A 17,573-nucleotide genomic window follows, 5' to 3' on the forward strand; every position below is an offset into this window, starting at 1 on the left:
TTACCATGTGTTTTCGAACTTGTATTTATTGGGTTCAACCAGTGTGACTCGACTGGATGATAACGCCTATGACTCGTCGATTGTCGAAGACCGTTATCAAGGCGAACTTTACCTTGGTTTTGGCTTTTTCAATGATAAAACCAAAGCGCCAAAACCTAAGCTGAGCAATGCGCCGTATTTACGTGTTGCACACGGCTGGGCGACGCCATCGAATATTGGCGACATCATGAAATTCAACAGGGAGAAAGACGAATACAACAACCAGTTGACCTCATTCTTCTATGGCCACCCGTTAACCGATGAGATCTTCGGTTTCCCATTGGACATCTACTTAACACCGGGTATCGCGCATCACTGGAATTCAGATGTTCAGTCAAGCAGCACTGAATACATTGTCGCTATCAAAGCGTATTACACTTTCGACTGGCCGACGCAATGGCGTGTTGGTGTGGCAGAAGGTATGTCTTACATCGATTCGCTGACTTACATCGAAGCGAAAGAGATGAAAGAGAAGGGTTATAACGGGAGCCATTTGCTTAATTATCTCGACTTTTCGGTCGATGTAAACGTAGGTGACTTAATGAGTAAGAATGACCTGAACAACTTATGGTTCGGCTATTCGTTGCATCACCGTTCTGCTATTTTTGAAAACGCCTCTCAGTTTGGTCGAATCAAAGGCGGCAGTAACTACAACACGGTTTATCTACAGTACGAGTTTTAAGCGCGTTTTTTAGCAGGCAGTTTATAACAGGCGTTTTTAGCGTTTAGTTTTTAACTGTGATTTTTGAAACATTCGGTTTGCGTTCGTCACGCTTCCATCGCTTTTACTAACGTGAGAGTGACTAATCAGCCTGATAGCAAAAGGTTTTCCCTTTGTTGTCAGGCTTTTTTGTTTGAGACTTGTGATATAATCGCGCGAGTTTAATAAGTACAAGAATAGGACACGCTTTGACTTCGTCTCCGGAAAAAGCAGATAACAACAAGAATGCAGCACAGCCAAGTTCTCCACAGAACGAAGCGAAATCAAATACGCCTGCATCGAACCGACCTGCTAAACAATTAAATGCTGAACAAGCAAATGCCAAGAAAGCTGAACAGTCAGCGACAAAGACAAAATCATCTCAGAATAGCCCAGTATCTCTTCGTAAAGCGCTCCACGAATGTATGATGCGTGATCGCTTCCGTTTGAGTAAGCGAATTACTGGCGCGAGTAAAATCAAGAACGAACAATCTAAGCACGCTGTCTTCGATGAGATTGCGTTAGATATTGCCAAGTCAATGATGACGGCAACTCAGCGTGCTGCGCAGAAACCAACCATCGAATACCCAGAGATTCTCCCAGTAAGCCAAAAGCGCGATGATATTGCGAAAGCCATTGCTGAAAACCAAGTAGTTATCGTGGCGGGTGAAACGGGGTCGGGTAAAACTACTCAGTTACCCAAGATCTGTTCTGAGCTTGGCCGAGGTCGTTTTGGCCTAATTGGTCATACTCAGCCTCGTCGCCTTGCGGCGCGTTCGGTTGCAAACCGTATTGCGGAAGAGATGGAAACGCAGTTGGGTGAATTCGTTGGTTACAAGGTTCGATTCAACGACCAAATTTCTGAAAACACCCAAATCAAATTGATGACCGACGGTATTCTACTGGCGGAAATTCAACACGACCGTTTCTTAAGCCAGTACGACACCATCATTATCGATGAAGCGCACGAACGTAGCCTGAACATCGACTTCATCATGGGTTACTTGAGAGAGCTTCTACCAAAGCGTCCTGACTTGAAAGTGATTATCACGTCGGCGACTATCGATCCTGAGCGTTTCTCGAAGCACTTTAACAACGCGCCGATCATTGAAGTGTCAGGCCGTACTTACCCAGTAGATACGCGTTACCGCCCACTAGGTGGTGATGACAGTGATTCAGACCGCGATCAAATCGAAGGTATCTTTGAAGCCGTTGATGAGCTGTGTGATGAAGGCCAAGGCGATATCTTGATCTTCATGAACGGTGAGCGTGAGATTCGTGATACCGCGGACTCTTTAAGTAAACGTAACTTACGTGATACCGAAATTGTTCCGCTTTACGCACGCCTTTCTGCGGGTGAACAGAACCGTATCTTCCAGTCTCATACTGGTCGACGCATCGTTCTGGCGACCAACGTGGCAGAAACCTCGTTAACCGTGCCGGGCATTAAGTATGTCATCGACCCAGGTACGGCGCGTATTAGCCGCTACAGCTACCGTACAAAAGTACAACGTCTACCTATTGAGCCAGTGTCTCAAGCGAGTGCGAACCAGCGTAAAGGTCGTTGTGGTCGTGTTGCGGAAGGTATCTGTATTCGCCTGTACTCTGAGGAAGATTTCGAATCACGCCCAGAGTTTACTGACCCTGAGATTCTTCGTACTAACCTAGCATCGGTTATCCTTCAGATGACAGCGCTGGGCCTAGGCGACATTCAAGCATTCCCATTTGTTGAAGCGCCCGATAAGCGCAATATTCAAGATGGTGTAAGGCTACTTGAAGAGTTGGGTGCGATTGCGACAGTTGAACCGTCAGCGAACAAAAACAAGAACCATGGCGACGACAAGAAGAAGCTAACGGCAATTGGTCGCAAGCTCGCTAAGCTGCCTATTGATCCGCGTTTAGCTCGTATGGTGATTGAAGCGCCAAGCAACCGCTGTTTACACGAAGTGATGGTGATTGCCTCTGCATTGTCGATTCAAGACCCGCGTGAGCGTCCATCAGACAAGCAACAATCGTCTGACGATAAGCACAAGCGCTTCTTCGATAAAGAGTCAGATTTCATCACGTTTGTGAACCTTTGGGATTACGTTAAGCAGCAACAAAAAGCGCTGTCGAGTAACCAGTTCCGCAAACAGTGTAAGCAAGATTACCTCAACTATTTACGTATCCGTGAATGGCAAGATGTGTACTTCCAAATTCACCAAGCAATGCGTGAATTGGATACCAAGCTGAATACGGAGCCGGGCAGCTACGATGGCATTCACATGTCTCTGCTATCAGGTTTGCTTTCACACATCGGTATGAAAGACCAAGAGAAGAATGAATATCAAGGTGCTCGTAACGCACGCTTCCATATCTTCCCTGCGTCTGGCTTATTTAAGAAACAGCCTAAGTGGATCATGTCTGCGGAGCTGGTGGAAACCTCAAAACTTTGGGGCCGTGTTATCGCCAAAATTCAGCCTGAATGGATTGAACCATTAGCGAAACACTTGATTAAGCGTAGCTACAGCGAACCACATTGGTCGAAGAAGCAAGCGGCAGTAATGGCTCACGAAAAAGTGATGCTTTACGGAATCCCAATCATCCCGAAACGTTTAGTGAACTATGGTGCGATTGACGCAACCGTCAGCCGTGAGCTGTTTGTACGTAGCGCACTTGTTGAAGGTGAGTGGGAAACTAAACATGCCTTCTTAAAACAAAACCGTAAGCTTCTACAAGAAGTGGAAGAGCTAGAACATAAATCGCGTCGTCGTGACATCTTGATCGACGATGATGAACTGTTCGATTTCTATGACCAGCGTGTGGGTGAAGAGGCAGTTTCAGGACGTCACTTCGACACATGGTGGAAGCAAACCAGCCAGAAAACACCAGAGCTGCTTAACTTCGAAAAGTCGATGCTGTTCCGCGGTGATGCAAGCCACGTTACTGATTTGGATTACCCGAACTTCTGGCACCAAAACGGTATCAAGCTGAAGCTGAGCTACCAATTTGAGCCGGGCGATGACAACGATGGTGTAACGGTACACATTCCGCTGCCTATCTTGAACCAAATAGACCAGAACGGTTTTGATTGGCAGATCCCAGGCCTACGTCAGGAACTGGTGATTAGCCTAATTAAGTCACTACCAAAAACGCTACGCCGTAACTTTGTGCCTGCGCCAAACTATGCAGATGCGTTCTTGGCTCGTGTTACGCCGCTTGAAGCTCCATTATTGGATTCGCTTGAGAAAGAGCTGCGCCGCATGACCGGTGTGGAAGTGGTACGTGATGACTGGAAGTTAGACCAGATTCCAGAGCACTTAAAGGTAACATTCCGTGCTGTGGATCATCGCAAGCGCAAACTGAAAGAGCAGAAAGACCTGCATGAGTTGAAAGAGAGCCTGAAAGACAAGGTTCAAGAAACACTTTCTAAAGTGGCAGACGATGACATCGAGCAGCAAAACCTGCATACGTGGAGCTTTGGTGAGTTACCAAAAGTCTACCAGCAGAAACGTGGTGGCTATGATGTTAAAGCCTTCCCAGCACTGGTGGACACCAAAGACAGCGTAGAGATCAAATTGTTCGAAACAGAACAAGAGCAGATCACTGCAATGAAATCGGGTCAGCGTCGTTTAATTCTGTTGAACGTACCATCGCCGATCAAATACTTGCACTCGAATTTACCGAACAAATCTAAGCTCGGTTTGTACTTCAACCCATACGGACAGGTGCTCGATCTTATCGATGACTGTATCGCTTGTGGTATTGATAAGCTGATTGAGCAGAAGGGCGGCATAGTTTGGGAGCCAGAGCAGTTTGAAGCTCTAAAAGAACACGTACGTGCAGAGTTGGATGACACCGTTGTTGAGATTGCTCAGCAGGTTGAAACCATCTTAACCACGGCATTCGCCATCAGTAAGAAGCTGAAAGGGCGTGTGGATCTTTCAATGGCATTTGCGCTTTCAGACATTAAAGCTCAAATAGAAGGTTTGATTTTTAAGGGGTTTGCCACAGAATGCGGCTGGAAACGCTTGCCGGATATTCTACGCTATATGAAAGCGATAGAGCGCCGAATGGAAAAACTGCCGATTGACCCGAATAAAGATCGCCTTCATATGATCAAAGTGGACTCTGTAATGAATGATTACAAAGAGCTGCTGAATAAAATTCCAAAAGGGATCGCGGTTCCAGAAAATGTAAAAGAGGTGCGTTGGATGATAGAAGAGCTTCGTGTAAGCTTCTTCGCACAGCAACTCGGTACACCTTACCCAGTATCAGATAAGCGTGTTAAAAACGCGATTGATGCTTGCTAAACGAATAAAGCTAGACGCAGTGGCAAGGTTTGGGTATAAATCTTGCTTATTGCATTACTAATTGAATAGTTATTACATACAGGGCGACTTGGTGGCAATTCATTACCACGCAAGGCCTGCCAACAGGACGAAAAAGGTCGAATATGAAAAAAACGTTATTGGCTCTAGCACTGCTAGGTGCATCTTCAACAGCGATGGCTGATTCTTGGTTGTACGGCGGCGCAATGGGTGGTCAAAACTCATTAGGTAATCAAGAAGAGACAGCGATGGGTATCCACGTGGGTACGGGCATCCTTCCATTTATTGGTGTTGAAGCGGGTTACTGGGATCTAGGTTCTTTCGACAGTGTTAAATACGGCAACCAAACACTGACTAAACTAGACGCAAGCACAACTTACCTAGCAATCAAACCAAGCATCGACTTTGGTCCTCTTCACGTATACGCGAAGGGTGGTCTTCACTCTTATGAGCTTAAAGCGAACGGCTTCAAGCAAGACGAAGTTGATATCATGTACGGTGTAGGCGCAGAATACTTCATCTTTGGCCCACTATCTGTAGGCGCTAGCTACCAAAACTTCAACATGAAAGATGACGACTCAGGCGTTTTCTCTCTAAACGCAACTATCCACCTACTGTAATTAATCAGTAAGGCGATCGTAAAAAGCGGTCGGATAATTGTTTGATGGGTTTATAATACCAATCGTAGTAAATAACTGTTCATCCTAGCTAGTTAAAACGCTCGATAACTTCGTTAGAAATTTTGATTGTAGAATAACTACTTATCAAAAATTGCTGCCTTGTTCTCAAGCCTTTTTCCGGCGCTATTTATGATCATTTACTTACTGTGATTGGTATAAAAACTCATAAAAAATGCCAGCTTGGTAGCTGGCATTTTTGTATCTATTGACCGGGTAATCTTGACGGTATTTTCTGACCGTAGACCGTAGACCGTAGACCGTAGACCGTAGAAGGCTACTTTTTACTGTTTAGAATTTTCTGAATTCTTGGGTTAATCGCTTTGCCGTGTTGGCTTTCGTACTCTTCACGTTTTAAATCGTTCAGGTTCTTTACGGAGTTAGCAGCAAGAAGGAACTGCGGTAATTCAGTTTCTAGCATGCCTTTCTCATCTAAACGTTTTGCTTCCAAATAGTACTTCTTAAACAGGCCATCAAGCTTGTTTTCAGCGGTGCGTTTCAAGTCGTACAGCTTGTTTTGGATAAGCCACTTTTCAATGTTGTTAACAGCTGTGCGTGACAACACGCGAATGCGGCTATCAAGCAGCTCTTCTTCTGTTAATGAATCCTTTAGAATCCAAAGCTCACCCATTTGCGGCGGCCAACTGTTGCCAAGTTGAATACGTTCATGACAGTGCATTAGCACGCGGTTAAGGCCGTCTGAGTCAACAGAGTGGGCAAACTCAAGAAACTTTCCGCTTGGCTCACTACCGTATTGGTATTCCCACTGAGTTTCGTACACGCTCAAGAAAGAACCGAACACATGGATACACCAATCGGTCAGCTCTAATTCTGCTGGATCTTGGTCAACAACAGGCACTTGTTGAGACGAACCCGTGCTAGCAGCATTGGGTGTCGCTACTTCAGTGCTCTGTGCTTCAATAACTTCAGGTATTATTGAGCCTGTAGAGTCAGGAACAACAGGTGAAGCTGGCTCAGAAGGTTGGCTTTTTGCCTTTTTGAATGAGCTGCTGCCTGAAGCGTTCAGATGGGCTAAGCTTTTGTCTATACCCATTTCCTTGAGCTTGTCCTGCATTTCCTGAATATTGAGAGGTCTTCTGCTGTTGTTGTCTTTCATTTTGCTTCTCGTTAACTAGCCAGTACTGCAGCTTGGATTCAATCCGAGATAGTGGCATTAATTCATTGGCTTTGGCTTTATACCAGAGGACAAATTTCTTCCATACTAAACTATGGTCACCGGTCAAACCGGAGAATTTAAACGCACGTTCTGCCCATGATGGTATCTCTTCTTCGTTGAGATCATGAGTAGAGACGGTGTTGCTGTTCATTGAGCCTCGGCCTTGTGGGCGAGGGGCATGCTGCATGTGTTGCATCGGTGCCGGAGCAGGCTGAAACTTGGGTGCAGGTGCAGGTGCAGGTGCAGGTGCCGTAGAGTAGACAGGAATACTGTTGGTCGGTTGAACCTCAACGTGCGCCGTAGCTTGCTCTTGCTCAATGAGCATTTTGAAAACGTGAATCTCTTTTTGATCTCGATAATCTACTTTTATCTTATCGAGAAAACCTTGGTCGACTAAACACTTAAGGCAGTCGGCTAAACCAAACGTAGAGAGAGCACAAAGTTGACCTGCTGTTTGTAAGCACACATTGGTGTAGCCGAATTCGTCAGCACCGTCTGCAAGCATCAATAAAACAAGCTTTTCTGCTGGGCTAGAAGTATTCACTTGCCAAGCTAAATAAGAATATTTGGCGCTCAATATCGTGTTCTCAAAAAAGGTAAGTCGTTGTCACTATTGTAAGTCACCCCTTACCTAATTTATAGCAACTTAGTAGAAAACGGCATTAGTAAGCCAAATATTAACCATAAGGAGAGGTCTGCACCAAAAAGTGAACCTGAACTCACTCATTCTCGTGGTTTACGTACCCCTCCATTCGGCTCGAATAGCTGACTGTCCTAAACCATCATGCTCTATTTAGATGAAGACAGCGTAATGGGCTTGTATTGGTTTCGCCAAACTAAGGCGCTTCTTCCTGTGTTGGTTAGTGATGTTGCGTTGGTTAGTGATGCTGTGTCGGTTATTGATCTTATGTTGGTTACTGATGCTATGCCAGTTAATGACGGCAGGCTGGTGAGTAACGCGATGTGATTATTGATGGTTTTCTCATCTATTCATAAAGTGAATTTAATTTTATGAAACACCTTGATATGATCAATATTTGCGCTATTATGACGATAAGTCAGAAGTGACGAAACGTCACAAAATGGTTAACTACATGAATTTACTATTCGTGTTAATATATTGGATAGGAGCGTTTTAAATACTGGCGAAGCTTAGATGATAGCTAAGCTCAAATACGGACTGAGAAATTATGTTTGGCTTTGGTTGTAAAGGCGATAAACAAGGTATCTTTGGTTGCAAAGGCGTGTTGTCTAAAAAGCAGCAGTCTATAGCAGACCGAGAAGTAGAATTGATGTTGTTAGCAAAAGATCTGGTTCGAGAACAAGGGTTCGGAAACCTCACGATGGATAGGCTAACGGCAGCAAGTTCTTATTCTAAAGGTACGATATACAATCACTTTTGCAGCAAAGAAGACGTGGTTTTAGCCTTGTGTATTCACTCTTTAAAGACCGAGGCATTGATGTTTGCTCGTTCTGGAGAGTTTGAAGGCAACACACGTGAAAAGATTGTCGCACTGCACGTTGCTTACCGAATCTATGCTCGCATGGAACCGGTACTATCAACCTGTGCGATCATGGCGAAAAGCCCGTGGGTACTAGAGAAAGCGTCTAGTGCACGTGTAACCGAGATGAATGAACTGGAAGAGTTGGTGATTGAACAAGCCGATTCAATGGTAAACCGAGCAGTAGAAGCCGGTGACCTTAAGTTCTCTTCTGGTGTGGGTTCAGATGCCATCGTGTTTGCTAACTGGTCAATCGCATTTGGTTCAAATGCTTTGTCACAGAACGCATCAAACAGCCATTGTATTAAGCGGTTACAAGACCCGTATTCAGTATTACACAACGCGAACATGCTACTAGACGGCCTAAATTGGCAGCCCCTTTCTAGCGATTGGGATTACCGCAAAACCTGGCGCCGTGTAGAACAAGAACTGTTCAGTGAAGAAGTCGCTTACCTAGAGTCAGTAGGTCGATAATCTTCCATTAAGCCCACTCGTGTGGGTTTATTAATAACCATTAGTGACGATTCGTCATAAACTTAAGTTTGCCTAGTGTGGTTTTGGTTTTCTTGAGTGTATGACTAAGAATTGTGTCTTTTGTCAGCTCCGGCTGGCTTTTTAAGACACAACTATGACGAATCGTCACAAATGGAGACTGTGATGGAACATGACAGCCAGAAGCCCAATTTAGCTAATAGCTCTGATTTAATGAGTAACCCTGATTCAACTAGTCACCTCGATCTAGCTAATAACCCCGATTTAGAGAGTCAATCGTCCAACTCAGGTCAACAGGCTTATAATCTAGATAACAGTTGGCACTCAATACCGACCAAGCGTTCGTTTATCGTTCTGCTGGTGGTTTTTTCGATCATCATGCTCTCTGCATTAGGGGCGAAGAACCTCTACTTTAGAGGGGACTACAATATCTTCTTCGAAGGCACCAACAAACAGTTGATGGCGTTCGATGAAATCCAAACCACCTTTGCGAAAACTGACAACCTCGCGATTGTCGTCGCACCAGAAGGCGGCAATGTCTTCACTCCAGAAACCCTCACCTTAATTCAAAACCTGACGGTCGATGCGTGGCAGATCCCGTACTCAAGCCGTGTCGATTCGCTTGCTAATTATCAGCATACCGAAGCGGTTGAAGATGACCTCTTGGTCGAAGACTTGCTGTACGAAGAATACGAGCACACGCCCGAGCGAATTGCCAAAGTTAAACAGATCGCCCTCAACGAGCCACTGCTTAAAAACGCATTAGTGTCAGCCTCTGGTGACGTGACCATTGTTAACGTCACCGTGCAATTGCCTGAAGTGGATAAAACCGCCGAAGTGCAAGAAGTGATCGCGGCTATCAATACTATGATCGCCAAGTACCAAGCCGATTACCCGAGCGTCGAGTTCCACAAAGCGGGCATCATTGCCATGAACAACGCCTTTATGATGTCGGCTCAAGAAGACAGCTCAACGCTCGTGCCGTTAATGCTGTTGGTGGTATTGGTGTTCCTGACCTTTATGTTGCGCTCGTTCTTTAGCGTGGTGGCTACCTTAGTTGTGATTATCTCTTCGATTGTTGCGACCATGGGTTTGTCTGGCTGGGCAGGGATGTTCCTCAGCACCGCAACGGTCAACGTTCCAACCTTAGTACTAACCCTTGCCGTTGCTGATTGTGTTCACGTGATCGTGACCATGAGACAAGCCATGCAGCGCGGAATGGAGAAAGCACAAGCCATTCAATACAGCATCAAGCTTAATGCGATGCCAATCTTAATTACTTCTGTCACCACCGCGATTGGTTTCTTGATGATGAACATGTCGGATTCTCCCGTATTGCGAGACTTCGGTAACTTGTCGGCATTGGGCGTGATCATCGCGTGTTTCCTATCCGTGACCATGCTTCCTGCGCTGTTAAAACTATTGCCAGTGAAGACCTTGCCAGCGAACTTATCTACGCAAGGAAAAGGGGCGGCACAAAGCAAAGTCACTTTTATGGATAAGCTCGGTGATTTTGTCGTTGCTAACCGCAAAGCTCTGCTGCCTATTTCGACTCTAGTGATTGTTGGTGCAGCCGCGTTAATTCCACTCAACAAAGTGAATGATGAATCGGTGAAGTATTTCGATACCTCAAGCGAATTCAGACAAGCAGCGGACTTCATGGAACAGACTGTAAGCGGCATGACGACCATCAGCATTGCGGTGAAAACCAACGAGTCTCAAGCGATTGGCGATCCTGTGTTCTTGCAAGCGATTGGTGACTTTACCGATTGGCTACGTGTTCAACCAGAAACCGACCACGTGGCAACGCTTTCCGATGTTTACATGCGTTTGAATAAGAACATGCATGGCGATGACGATAGCTACTACCAACTGCCGCTTAACCGAGAGTTAGCCGCGCAATACTTACTGCTTTACGAGATGTCTCTGCCGTACGGCTTGGACTTGAACAACCAAATCAACGTCGATAAATCATCGATAAAAATGGTGCTGACGGTAGACAACCTAGGCAGTGTGGAATTGGTTGAACTCGAAGAGCGCATCTACTCATGGTTTGCGGCTAATGCACCTCAGTATGAAGTGGTCGCATCGAGCCCATCACTGATGTTTGCTCACATTGGCGAAACCAACATGGCGAGCATGCTATCAACTCTGCCTATTACCTTAGTGCTTATCTCTGGCTTGATGATCTTCGCACTGCGCTCGGTTCGCTTAGGCATCATCAGCCTAGTGCCAAACATTGCCCCGGCAATTATCGGCTTTGGTTTATGGGCGCTGATCTCTGGTGAAATCAACCTAGGTTTGTCAGTCGTGGTCACGCTCACACTGGGTATCGTTGTCGATGATGCAGTGCACTTTTTGAGTAAATACCAACGCGCCAGAATGGAAGGGAAATCAGCAGAAGAAGCCGTTCGTTACGCCTTCCACACCGTTGGTCGCGCACTGTGGATCACCACGGTCGTGCTTGTGGCGGGTTTCTCTGTACTGGCGATGTCGAGCTTCAGACTCAATTCCGACATGGGCTTACTCAGCGCGATTGTGATTTTCATTGCGTTGGTGGTCGACTTCATCTTGCTACCGAGCTTACTGATGATCTTCGATAAACAGACTCACTATTCAGATAAACCTCAGCACGAATCCAACCCGTCTAACCCTGCTGGCGAACTGTCTACTTCAACCAAATAAGGAATCGTCAGCCTGCTTCGGTGGGCTGACTCAAGGAGAAATTTATGAAAAGTGTTAAACAATCATTCGTTACTACATTACTTACTGTCAGCTCATTAAGCGTCGGCACCTTAACAATAGGCACATTCGCCGCTTTCCCTGCGTTAGCCGACCCAGCGAAAGGCCTTGAAATCGCGGAGCAACGCAAAGCCGTTGATCTGGGGTGGGGCGATTCTGTCGCGACCATGGAAATGCTACTTCGCAACAAACAAGGCGAAAGCAGCACACGCCTAATGCGATTGAAATCGTTAGAAGTGGATGACGATGGTGACAAAGGGCTGACGATTTTTGATGAGCCTCGCGACGTAAAAGGCACGGCTTTCTTAAACCATTCACACATCACTAAATCGGATGATCAATGGCTGTATTTGCCTGCATTGAAGCGTGTAAAACGCATATCTTCACGCAACAAATCGGGCCCGTTTATGGGCAGTGAATTTGCTTACGAAGACTTGAGCTCGTTCGAGTTAGAAAAGTACACCTTCAACTACATTGAAGACGCCAAAATCGAAGGCGTCGATACCTTTGTCTTGGAGCAAGTTCCGACCGACAAAAACTCTGGTTACACCATGCAAAAGGTATGGCTAGACCAACAATACTACCGCCCCGTTCAAGTGGAGTTTTACGACCGCAAAGGCGCATTGCTGAAAACCCTGTCGTTCCAAGACTACAAACAATACCTAAACCAATACTGGCGCGCACACACCATGTCGATGCAAAACCATCAAACAGGCAAAAGCACCGTTTTAACCACGACAGATTTAGCGTTCCAAACCGGTCTTAAGGACAAAGATTTCCAGAAAAACACACTAAAACGTGCAAAGTAAGGCAAGAATATGAAAAGGATTGTGGCAACAGGAACGCAGTTATCTTTAACCTTGGCGGCGACAGTTGGGCTAATGCAAGTGTCGTTGCCATGTGTGGCGGCTGGATTTAGCTCTGAGTTCGTAGAACAGGTCACCCCGGAACTCGCAGGGCAGGTTAACCTCGAACACAGGCAGTTCTTTAGCAACGGCTTGCAAGGGCAAGATAAAGGGCAAAGCTCACTGGTGTTGCAACCAGAGTTTTATTGGGAGCAACAAGAGGGCAATGGCAGCTTTACCTTCACGCCGTTTTACCGTCTAGACAGCGAAGACGATGAGCGAACCCATGGCGACGTTCGCGAAGCTCTATACCTAACGTATTGGGATGACTACGAACTGCGAGCGGGTGTCGGCAAGGTGTTCTGGGGTGTGACCGAATCGGCGCATTTGGTCGATGTAGTAAACCAAACCGATGCCATTGAATCGGTCGATGGTGAATCGAAGTTAGGTCAGCCCATGGTGCACTTCACGTCGATTAAAGACTGGGGGACCATTGATGCCATGTTATTGCCGTATTTTCGTGAACGTACCTTCGCCGGGGAAGATGGTCGATTAAGGCCAACAGTGCCCGTATCGGATGATGCGCTTTACGAATCTTCGCGAGAAGAAAAACACGTCGATGTGGCATTGCGTTATAGCCAAATGTACGGCGATTGGGATGTTGGTTTAAGTTACTTAGGTGGTACAAATCGCGACCCTTACTACCGTGTGCAAGGCAATCAACTTAAGCCTTACTACGCGCAAATGCAGCACTTCGGACTCGATGTGCAGGGTATTATCGGTGATTGGTTATGGAAGCTGGAAAGCATTTATCGCGACAGCTACGACAACCACACAGGCGTAGCAACAGGCTTTGAATACACATGGGTTGGAGCGCTTGAGTCATATTGGGACATCGGCTTTATCGCTGAATACTTGTATGACAGCAGAGGTAACAATGCCCAAACCATCGGCCAAAACGATGTGTTCCTCGGGGCGCGTTTTGCCTTGAACGATGAAGACGGCACCGAAGTGCTTACAGGCATTACTCAAGACTTAGATAACAGCGATGTCTACAGCGCGAAGCTCGAAGCTTCAAGCCGAATCAATAACAACCTCAAGTGGCGATTGAACGCTTGGTTGTTTGAGAACGAAACCCCAGAAGACTTATTGTTCTTCGCTCGAAAGGATGATTTTGTTGAGGTAGCGTTGGAGTACTATTTCTAAAGATTCGCTATTTAGATTCGCTATCTATTTTGCAAATCGATCTCATCAGAAAACCAGGGAGCGACGGCTTTAAACCTCGCTCCTTGGTTTCCATTCTCAATCTCACTCTTCTACTGATCTCTTTCTAACATCACGCCTCAAACAAGGTTCTGTGAATGTAATCAAACTGTCTCACTTGGTGACGTTTTTGTATCGGTTTCTCTTTGATTTCATCGATTTCAATGAAATTCTGTTTTCTAACGTTAAATTTGCCGTGTTTTTAGTCAATAACTTGTTCTTTTAGCGATTCAATTTGGCATTGGTAGCGTGTTTGATTACTATGTGTAGCTATCTAAAAAAACTAATCATCCGATACGGACACTACCAACTGGTAGATGAGGAAATGATGCAACATCTAGAAGAGATCATTGCTAATGCAACGACTGCTATTGATACAGCAGATTCGTTAGTCGCACTTGATGAAGTGCGAGTTCAGTATTTAGGTAAGAAGGGTGAACTAACTCTTCAACTACAAAGCCTAGGTAAACTTCCACCTGAAGAGCGTCGCACTGCTGGTCAAGAGATCAACAAAGCGAAAGGTGCTGTTCAACAAGCGATCGCAGCTCGCAAAGACGCACTACAACGTGCAGAGCTTGAAGCGAAACTAGCTGAAGAAACTATCGATGTGAGCCTACCTGGTCGTCGCATTGAGAACGGTGGTCTTCACCCAGTTACTCGCACAGTTGAGCGTATCGAACAGTTCTTTGGTGAGCTTGGCTTTAGCACTGAGTCTGGCCCTGAGATCGAAGATGCATTCCACAACTTTGATGCACTAAACATCGCAGACGATCACCCAGCTCGTACTGATCACGATACTTTCTTCTTCAACCCTGATCTAATGCTACGTACGCACACTTCTGGTGTTCAAATCCGTACGATGGAAAACGGCAAACCGCCTTTCCGCTTCATTGCTCCGGGTCGTGTTTACCGTAACGACTACGATCAAACTCACACGCCAATGTTCCACCAAGTGGAAGGTATGTTAGTTGATGAGAACGTAAACTTCGCACAACTTAAAGGCATTCTTAACGATTTCCTTTGTAACTTCTTTGAAGAAGAAGTTGAAGTGCGTTTCCGTCCTTCATTCTTCCCGTTCACAGAGCCTTCAGCTGAAGTTGACGTGAAACGTAAAGATGGCAAATGGCTAGAAGTTCTAGGTTGTGGCATGGTTCACCCTAACGTACTTCGCTCTGTTGGCATCGACCCTGAGAAATACTCTGGTTTTGCATTCGGTATGGGTGTAGAGCGTCTAACGATGCTTCGTTACGGCGTAAATGACCTTCGTGCGTTCTTCGAGAACGACCTTCGTTTCCTTAAACAATTCAAGTAATCCGGGGCAGTCAAAACTATGAAATTCAGTGAATCTTGGCTACGCGAGTGGGTTAAACCTGCAATTAACAGCGAAGAGCTAGCTCACCAAATCACTATGGCTGGTTTGGAAGTTGACGATGTAGAACCTGTTGCTGGTGAATTCACCGGCGTTAAAGTAGGTAAAGTGGTTGAGTGCGGTCAGCACCCAGACGCAGATAAACTACAAGTAACTAAAATTGATATCGGCGAAGAAGAGCTGCTAGATATCGTTTGTGGTGCATCTAACTGTCGTCTTGGCCTAACTGTAGCAGTAGCAACAGTTGGTGCAGTACTTCCTGGTGACTTCAAAATCAAGAAAGCAAAACTACGTGGCGTTCCATCGCACGGCATGCTTTGTTCTTTCTCTGAGCTAGGTATCGACGTAGAGTCAGACGGCATCCTTGAGCTGCCAGAAGGCACAACGCTAGGTATGGACGTACGTGAGCTTCTTGAGCTTAACGACGTAACTATCGACGTAGACCTAACAGCAAACCGCGCAGATTGCTTCAGCATCCGTGGCCTTGCTCGTGAAGTTGGCGTACTAAACCGCGCAGACGTTACAGAGCCAACAGTTGAAGCTGTTGCAACAAGCATTGAAGACACAGTATCTGTTGAAATCAAAGCAACTGATGCTTGTCCACGTTACCTTGGCCGTGTGGTTAAGAACGTAAACGTGAAAGCGGAATCGCCAATCTGGATGCAAGAAAAACTGCGTCGTTGTGGTATCCGTTCAATCGACCCAGTTGTAGACATCACAAACTACGTGATGCTAGAGCAAGGCCAACCAATGCACGCATTTGATCTAGCTAAGATCGAAGGCGGTATCGTGGTTCGTCTAGCAGAGCAGGGCGAAAAGCTAACACTTCTAGATGGCAACGAAGCTGAACTAAACAGCAACACACTTGTTATCGCAGACCAAAACAAAGCTCTAGCAATCGCTGGTATCTTTGGCGGTCAAGATTCAGGTGTTACGACTGAAACAACTGACGTACTTCTTGAAGCGGCATTCTTCGCACCGGATCACATCCGTGGTCGCGCACGTGCTTACGGCCTTCACACTGATTCTTCTCTACGTTTCGAACGTGGTGTTGATTCAACACTTCAAGCAGCAGCAATGGAGCGTGCAACACAGCTTCTAGTTGAAATCTGTGGCGGTGAAGTTGCGCCAGTAAACGGCAGCGAATCTGAAGCTGATCTTCCTAAAGCAAACGTAGTTGCTCTACGTCGCGCTAAGCTAGACAGCCTATTAGGTCACGAAATCCCATCTACAGACGTAGTGGAAATTCTTACTCGCCTAGGTTGTGAAGTTACTGTTGTTGAAGAGAGCGAGAGCACTGAAGCTGGTTGGACGGCAACGTCTCCATCTTGGCGTTTTGATATCGCAATCGAGCAAGACCTAATTGAAGAAGTAGGTCGTATCTACGGTTACGATAACATTCCAAACCAAGCGCCTAAAGCGGCACTTAAAATGAATGACCACAAAGAAGCTGACCAACCGCTTAAGCGCGTTCGTGACCTTCTTGTAGACCGTGGCTACCACGAAGCAATCACATACAGCTTCGTAGAACCAGAACAGCAAAAACTTGTTGTACCTGGTGTTGAGCCGCTAATCCTGCCATTCCCAATCTCTGCGGACATGTCAGCAATGCGTCTTGGCCTAATCCAAGGTCTACTAAACACAGTTGTTCACAACCAGAAGCGTCAACAGTCTCGCGTTCGTCTATTCGAATCAGGCCTACGTTTCATCCCTGAAGCAACTGCTGAAAACGGCATGCGCCAAGAAATGATGCTTGCGGGCGTTATCTCTGGTACTCGTGGCGAAGAGCACTGGGACATTGCAACTAACACTGTAGATTTCTTCGATCTTAAAGGTGACCTAGAAGCCGTTCTTGAGCTTTCTGCAAACGAAATCGCATACAGCTTCAAAGCAGCGAAGCACCCAGCACTTCACCCAGGTCAAACTGCGGCTATCGTAGTAGACGCTGGTTTAGAAACAGAAAGGGAAGTGGGTATCATTGGTACTGTTCACCCAGAACTAGAGCGTAAGTTTGGTCTTAACGGCCGCACTATCGTATTCGAAATCGAATGGGCAGCTATCAACACTCGCGTGCTTCCAGAAGCAGTAGCCGTATCTAAGTTCCCTGCAAACCGTCGTGATATCGCCGTTGTTGTTGACGAAGCAGTAGCTTCTGGCGACATCGTAGAAGCGTGTATCGCTGCTGGTGGCGAATTCCTAACAGGCGCTAAACTGTTCGACGTATACGTTGGTCAAGGCGTTGAAGAAGGTAAGAAGAGCCTAGCAATCGCACTTAGCCTACAGTCTGTAGAGCGCACACTTGAAGATGCAGACATCGCTGGTTCAGTAGATGCTATCGTAGCTTCAATCTCAGAGAAATTCGGCGCAGCACTTCGCGACTAATCTCTTCTGATAGATAGAAAAACAAAGGCCTCGCATTGCGAGGCCTTTTTTGTTTGGGTGTACCGTCCTAAATAT

11 protein-coding genes and 1 pseudogene are annotated in these 17,573 nt (G+C 46.2%); 10 read left to right on the forward strand and 2 right to left on the reverse strand.

Annotated features, from left to right (window positions below; genetic code table 11):
* The 3 genes and pseudogenes from AB4232_RS20950 to AB4232_RS20960 form a co-directional block, all read left to right on the forward strand.
* Nucleotides 1-721 (forward strand): annotated as a pseudogene (locus tag AB4232_RS20950) (MipA/OmpV family protein); the annotation flags it as partial.
* Nucleotides 722-948: 227 nt separating this feature from the next.
* The gene (gene hrpA, locus AB4232_RS20955; protein ID WP_372087930.1) at nucleotides 949-5,031 is read left to right on the forward strand and encodes an ATP-dependent RNA helicase HrpA; all 4,083 of its coding nucleotides are present in this window, start codon (nucleotides 949-951) and stop codon (nucleotides 5,029-5,031) included.
* A 143-nt stretch (nucleotides 5,032-5,174) separates the two neighbouring features.
* On the forward strand, nucleotides 5,175-5,669 hold the full coding sequence (locus AB4232_RS20960; protein WP_009847008.1) for an outer membrane beta-barrel protein: 495 nt from the start codon (nucleotides 5,175-5,177) through the stop codon (nucleotides 5,667-5,669).
* A gap of 334 nt (nucleotides 5,670-6,003) precedes the next feature.
* Here the strand turns inward: AB4232_RS20960 and AB4232_RS20965 are convergent, their stop codons facing one another.
* Both AB4232_RS20965 and AB4232_RS20970 read right to left on the reverse strand, forming a co-directional pair.
* Nucleotides 6,004-6,780, reverse strand: a complete 777-nt coding sequence (locus tag AB4232_RS20965; RefSeq protein ID WP_102249803.1) for a hypothetical protein — start codon at nucleotides 6,778-6,780, stop codon at nucleotides 6,004-6,006.
* A complete protein-coding gene (locus AB4232_RS20970; protein ID WP_102579977.1) occupies nucleotides 6,701-7,480 on the reverse strand; it encodes a hypothetical protein in 780 nt (259 codons plus the stop codon). Before AB4232_RS20970 ends, AB4232_RS20965 begins: the two co-directional genes overlap by 80 nt.
* Nucleotides 7,481-7,687: 207 nt before the next feature.
* Here AB4232_RS20970 and AB4232_RS20975 point away from each other — a divergent pair, with 207 nt between their 5' ends.
* The 7 genes from AB4232_RS20975 (at nucleotide 7,688) to pheT (ending at nucleotide 17,498) form a co-directional block, all read left to right on the forward strand.
* Nucleotides 7,688-7,870, forward strand: a complete 183-nt coding sequence (locus AB4232_RS20975; RefSeq protein ID WP_372087931.1) for a hypothetical protein — start codon at nucleotides 7,688-7,690, stop codon at nucleotides 7,868-7,870.
* Nucleotides 7,871-8,093: 223 nt separating this feature from the next.
* Nucleotides 8,094-8,879 carry a TetR/AcrR family transcriptional regulator gene (locus AB4232_RS20980; protein ID WP_009847004.1) on the forward strand — a complete coding sequence of 262 codons (786 nt, stop codon included), beginning with the start codon at nucleotides 8,094-8,096 and terminating at the stop codon, nucleotides 8,877-8,879.
* A gap of 120 nt (nucleotides 8,880-8,999) precedes the next feature.
* Nucleotides 9,000-11,582 carry an RND family transporter gene (locus tag AB4232_RS20985; RefSeq protein WP_372087932.1) on the forward strand — a complete coding sequence of 861 codons (2,583 nt, stop codon included), beginning with the start codon at nucleotides 9,000-9,002 and terminating at the stop codon, nucleotides 11,580-11,582.
* A 44-nt stretch (nucleotides 11,583-11,626) separates the two neighbouring features.
* Complete coding sequence (locus AB4232_RS20990) at nucleotides 11,627-12,448, forward strand: outer membrane lipoprotein-sorting protein (RefSeq protein ID WP_372087933.1); 822 nt, start codon at nucleotides 11,627-11,629, stop codon at nucleotides 12,446-12,448.
* A gap of 9 nt (nucleotides 12,449-12,457) precedes the next feature.
* Nucleotides 12,458-13,690 (forward strand): hypothetical protein, encoded by a 1,233-nt coding sequence (locus AB4232_RS20995; protein WP_372087934.1) that lies wholly within the window; start codon nucleotides 12,458-12,460, stop codon nucleotides 13,688-13,690.
* A gap of 385 nt (nucleotides 13,691-14,075) precedes the next feature.
* Entirely contained in the window at nucleotides 14,076-15,059 is a 984-nt protein-coding gene (gene pheS / locus AB4232_RS21000; RefSeq protein WP_004734764.1) for a phenylalanine--tRNA ligase subunit alpha, read from the forward strand.
* Nucleotides 15,060-15,077: 18 nt separating this feature from the next.
* A complete protein-coding gene (pheT, locus tag AB4232_RS21005; RefSeq protein ID WP_372087935.1) occupies nucleotides 15,078-17,498 on the forward strand; it encodes a phenylalanine--tRNA ligase subunit beta in 2,421 nt (806 codons plus the stop codon).
* The last annotated feature ends 75 nt before the right edge of the window (nucleotides 17,499-17,573 follow it).

Source organism: Vibrio sp. 10N.286.46.A8 (assembly GCF_041470165.1).
Taxonomy (GTDB): domain Bacteria; phylum Pseudomonadota; class Gammaproteobacteria; order Enterobacterales; family Vibrionaceae; genus Vibrio; species Vibrio tasmaniensis_A.

Coding starts and splice junctions, on each gene's coding strand:
- AB4232_RS20960 (WP_009847008.1), top strand. CDS start 5,175: ATGAAAAAAACGTTATTGGCTCTAGCACTGCTAGGTGCATCTTCAACA.
- AB4232_RS20965 (WP_102249803.1), bottom strand. CDS start 6,780: ATGGGTATAGACAAAAGCTTAGCCCATCTGAACGCTTCAGGCAGCAGC.
- AB4232_RS20975 (WP_372087931.1), top strand. CDS start 7,688: ATGCTCTATTTAGATGAAGACAGCGTAATGGGCTTGTATTGGTTTCGC.
- AB4232_RS20980 (WP_009847004.1), top strand. CDS start 8,094: ATGTTTGGCTTTGGTTGTAAAGGCGATAAACAAGGTATCTTTGGTTGC.
- AB4232_RS20990 (WP_372087933.1), top strand. CDS start 11,627: ATGAAAAGTGTTAAACAATCATTCGTTACTACATTACTTACTGTCAGC.
- AB4232_RS20995 (WP_372087934.1), top strand. CDS start 12,458: ATGAAAAGGATTGTGGCAACAGGAACGCAGTTATCTTTAACCTTGGCG.
- pheS (WP_004734764.1), top strand. CDS start 14,076: ATGCAACATCTAGAAGAGATCATTGCTAATGCAACGACTGCTATTGAT.
- pheT (WP_372087935.1), top strand. CDS start 15,078: ATGAAATTCAGTGAATCTTGGCTACGCGAGTGGGTTAAACCTGCAATT.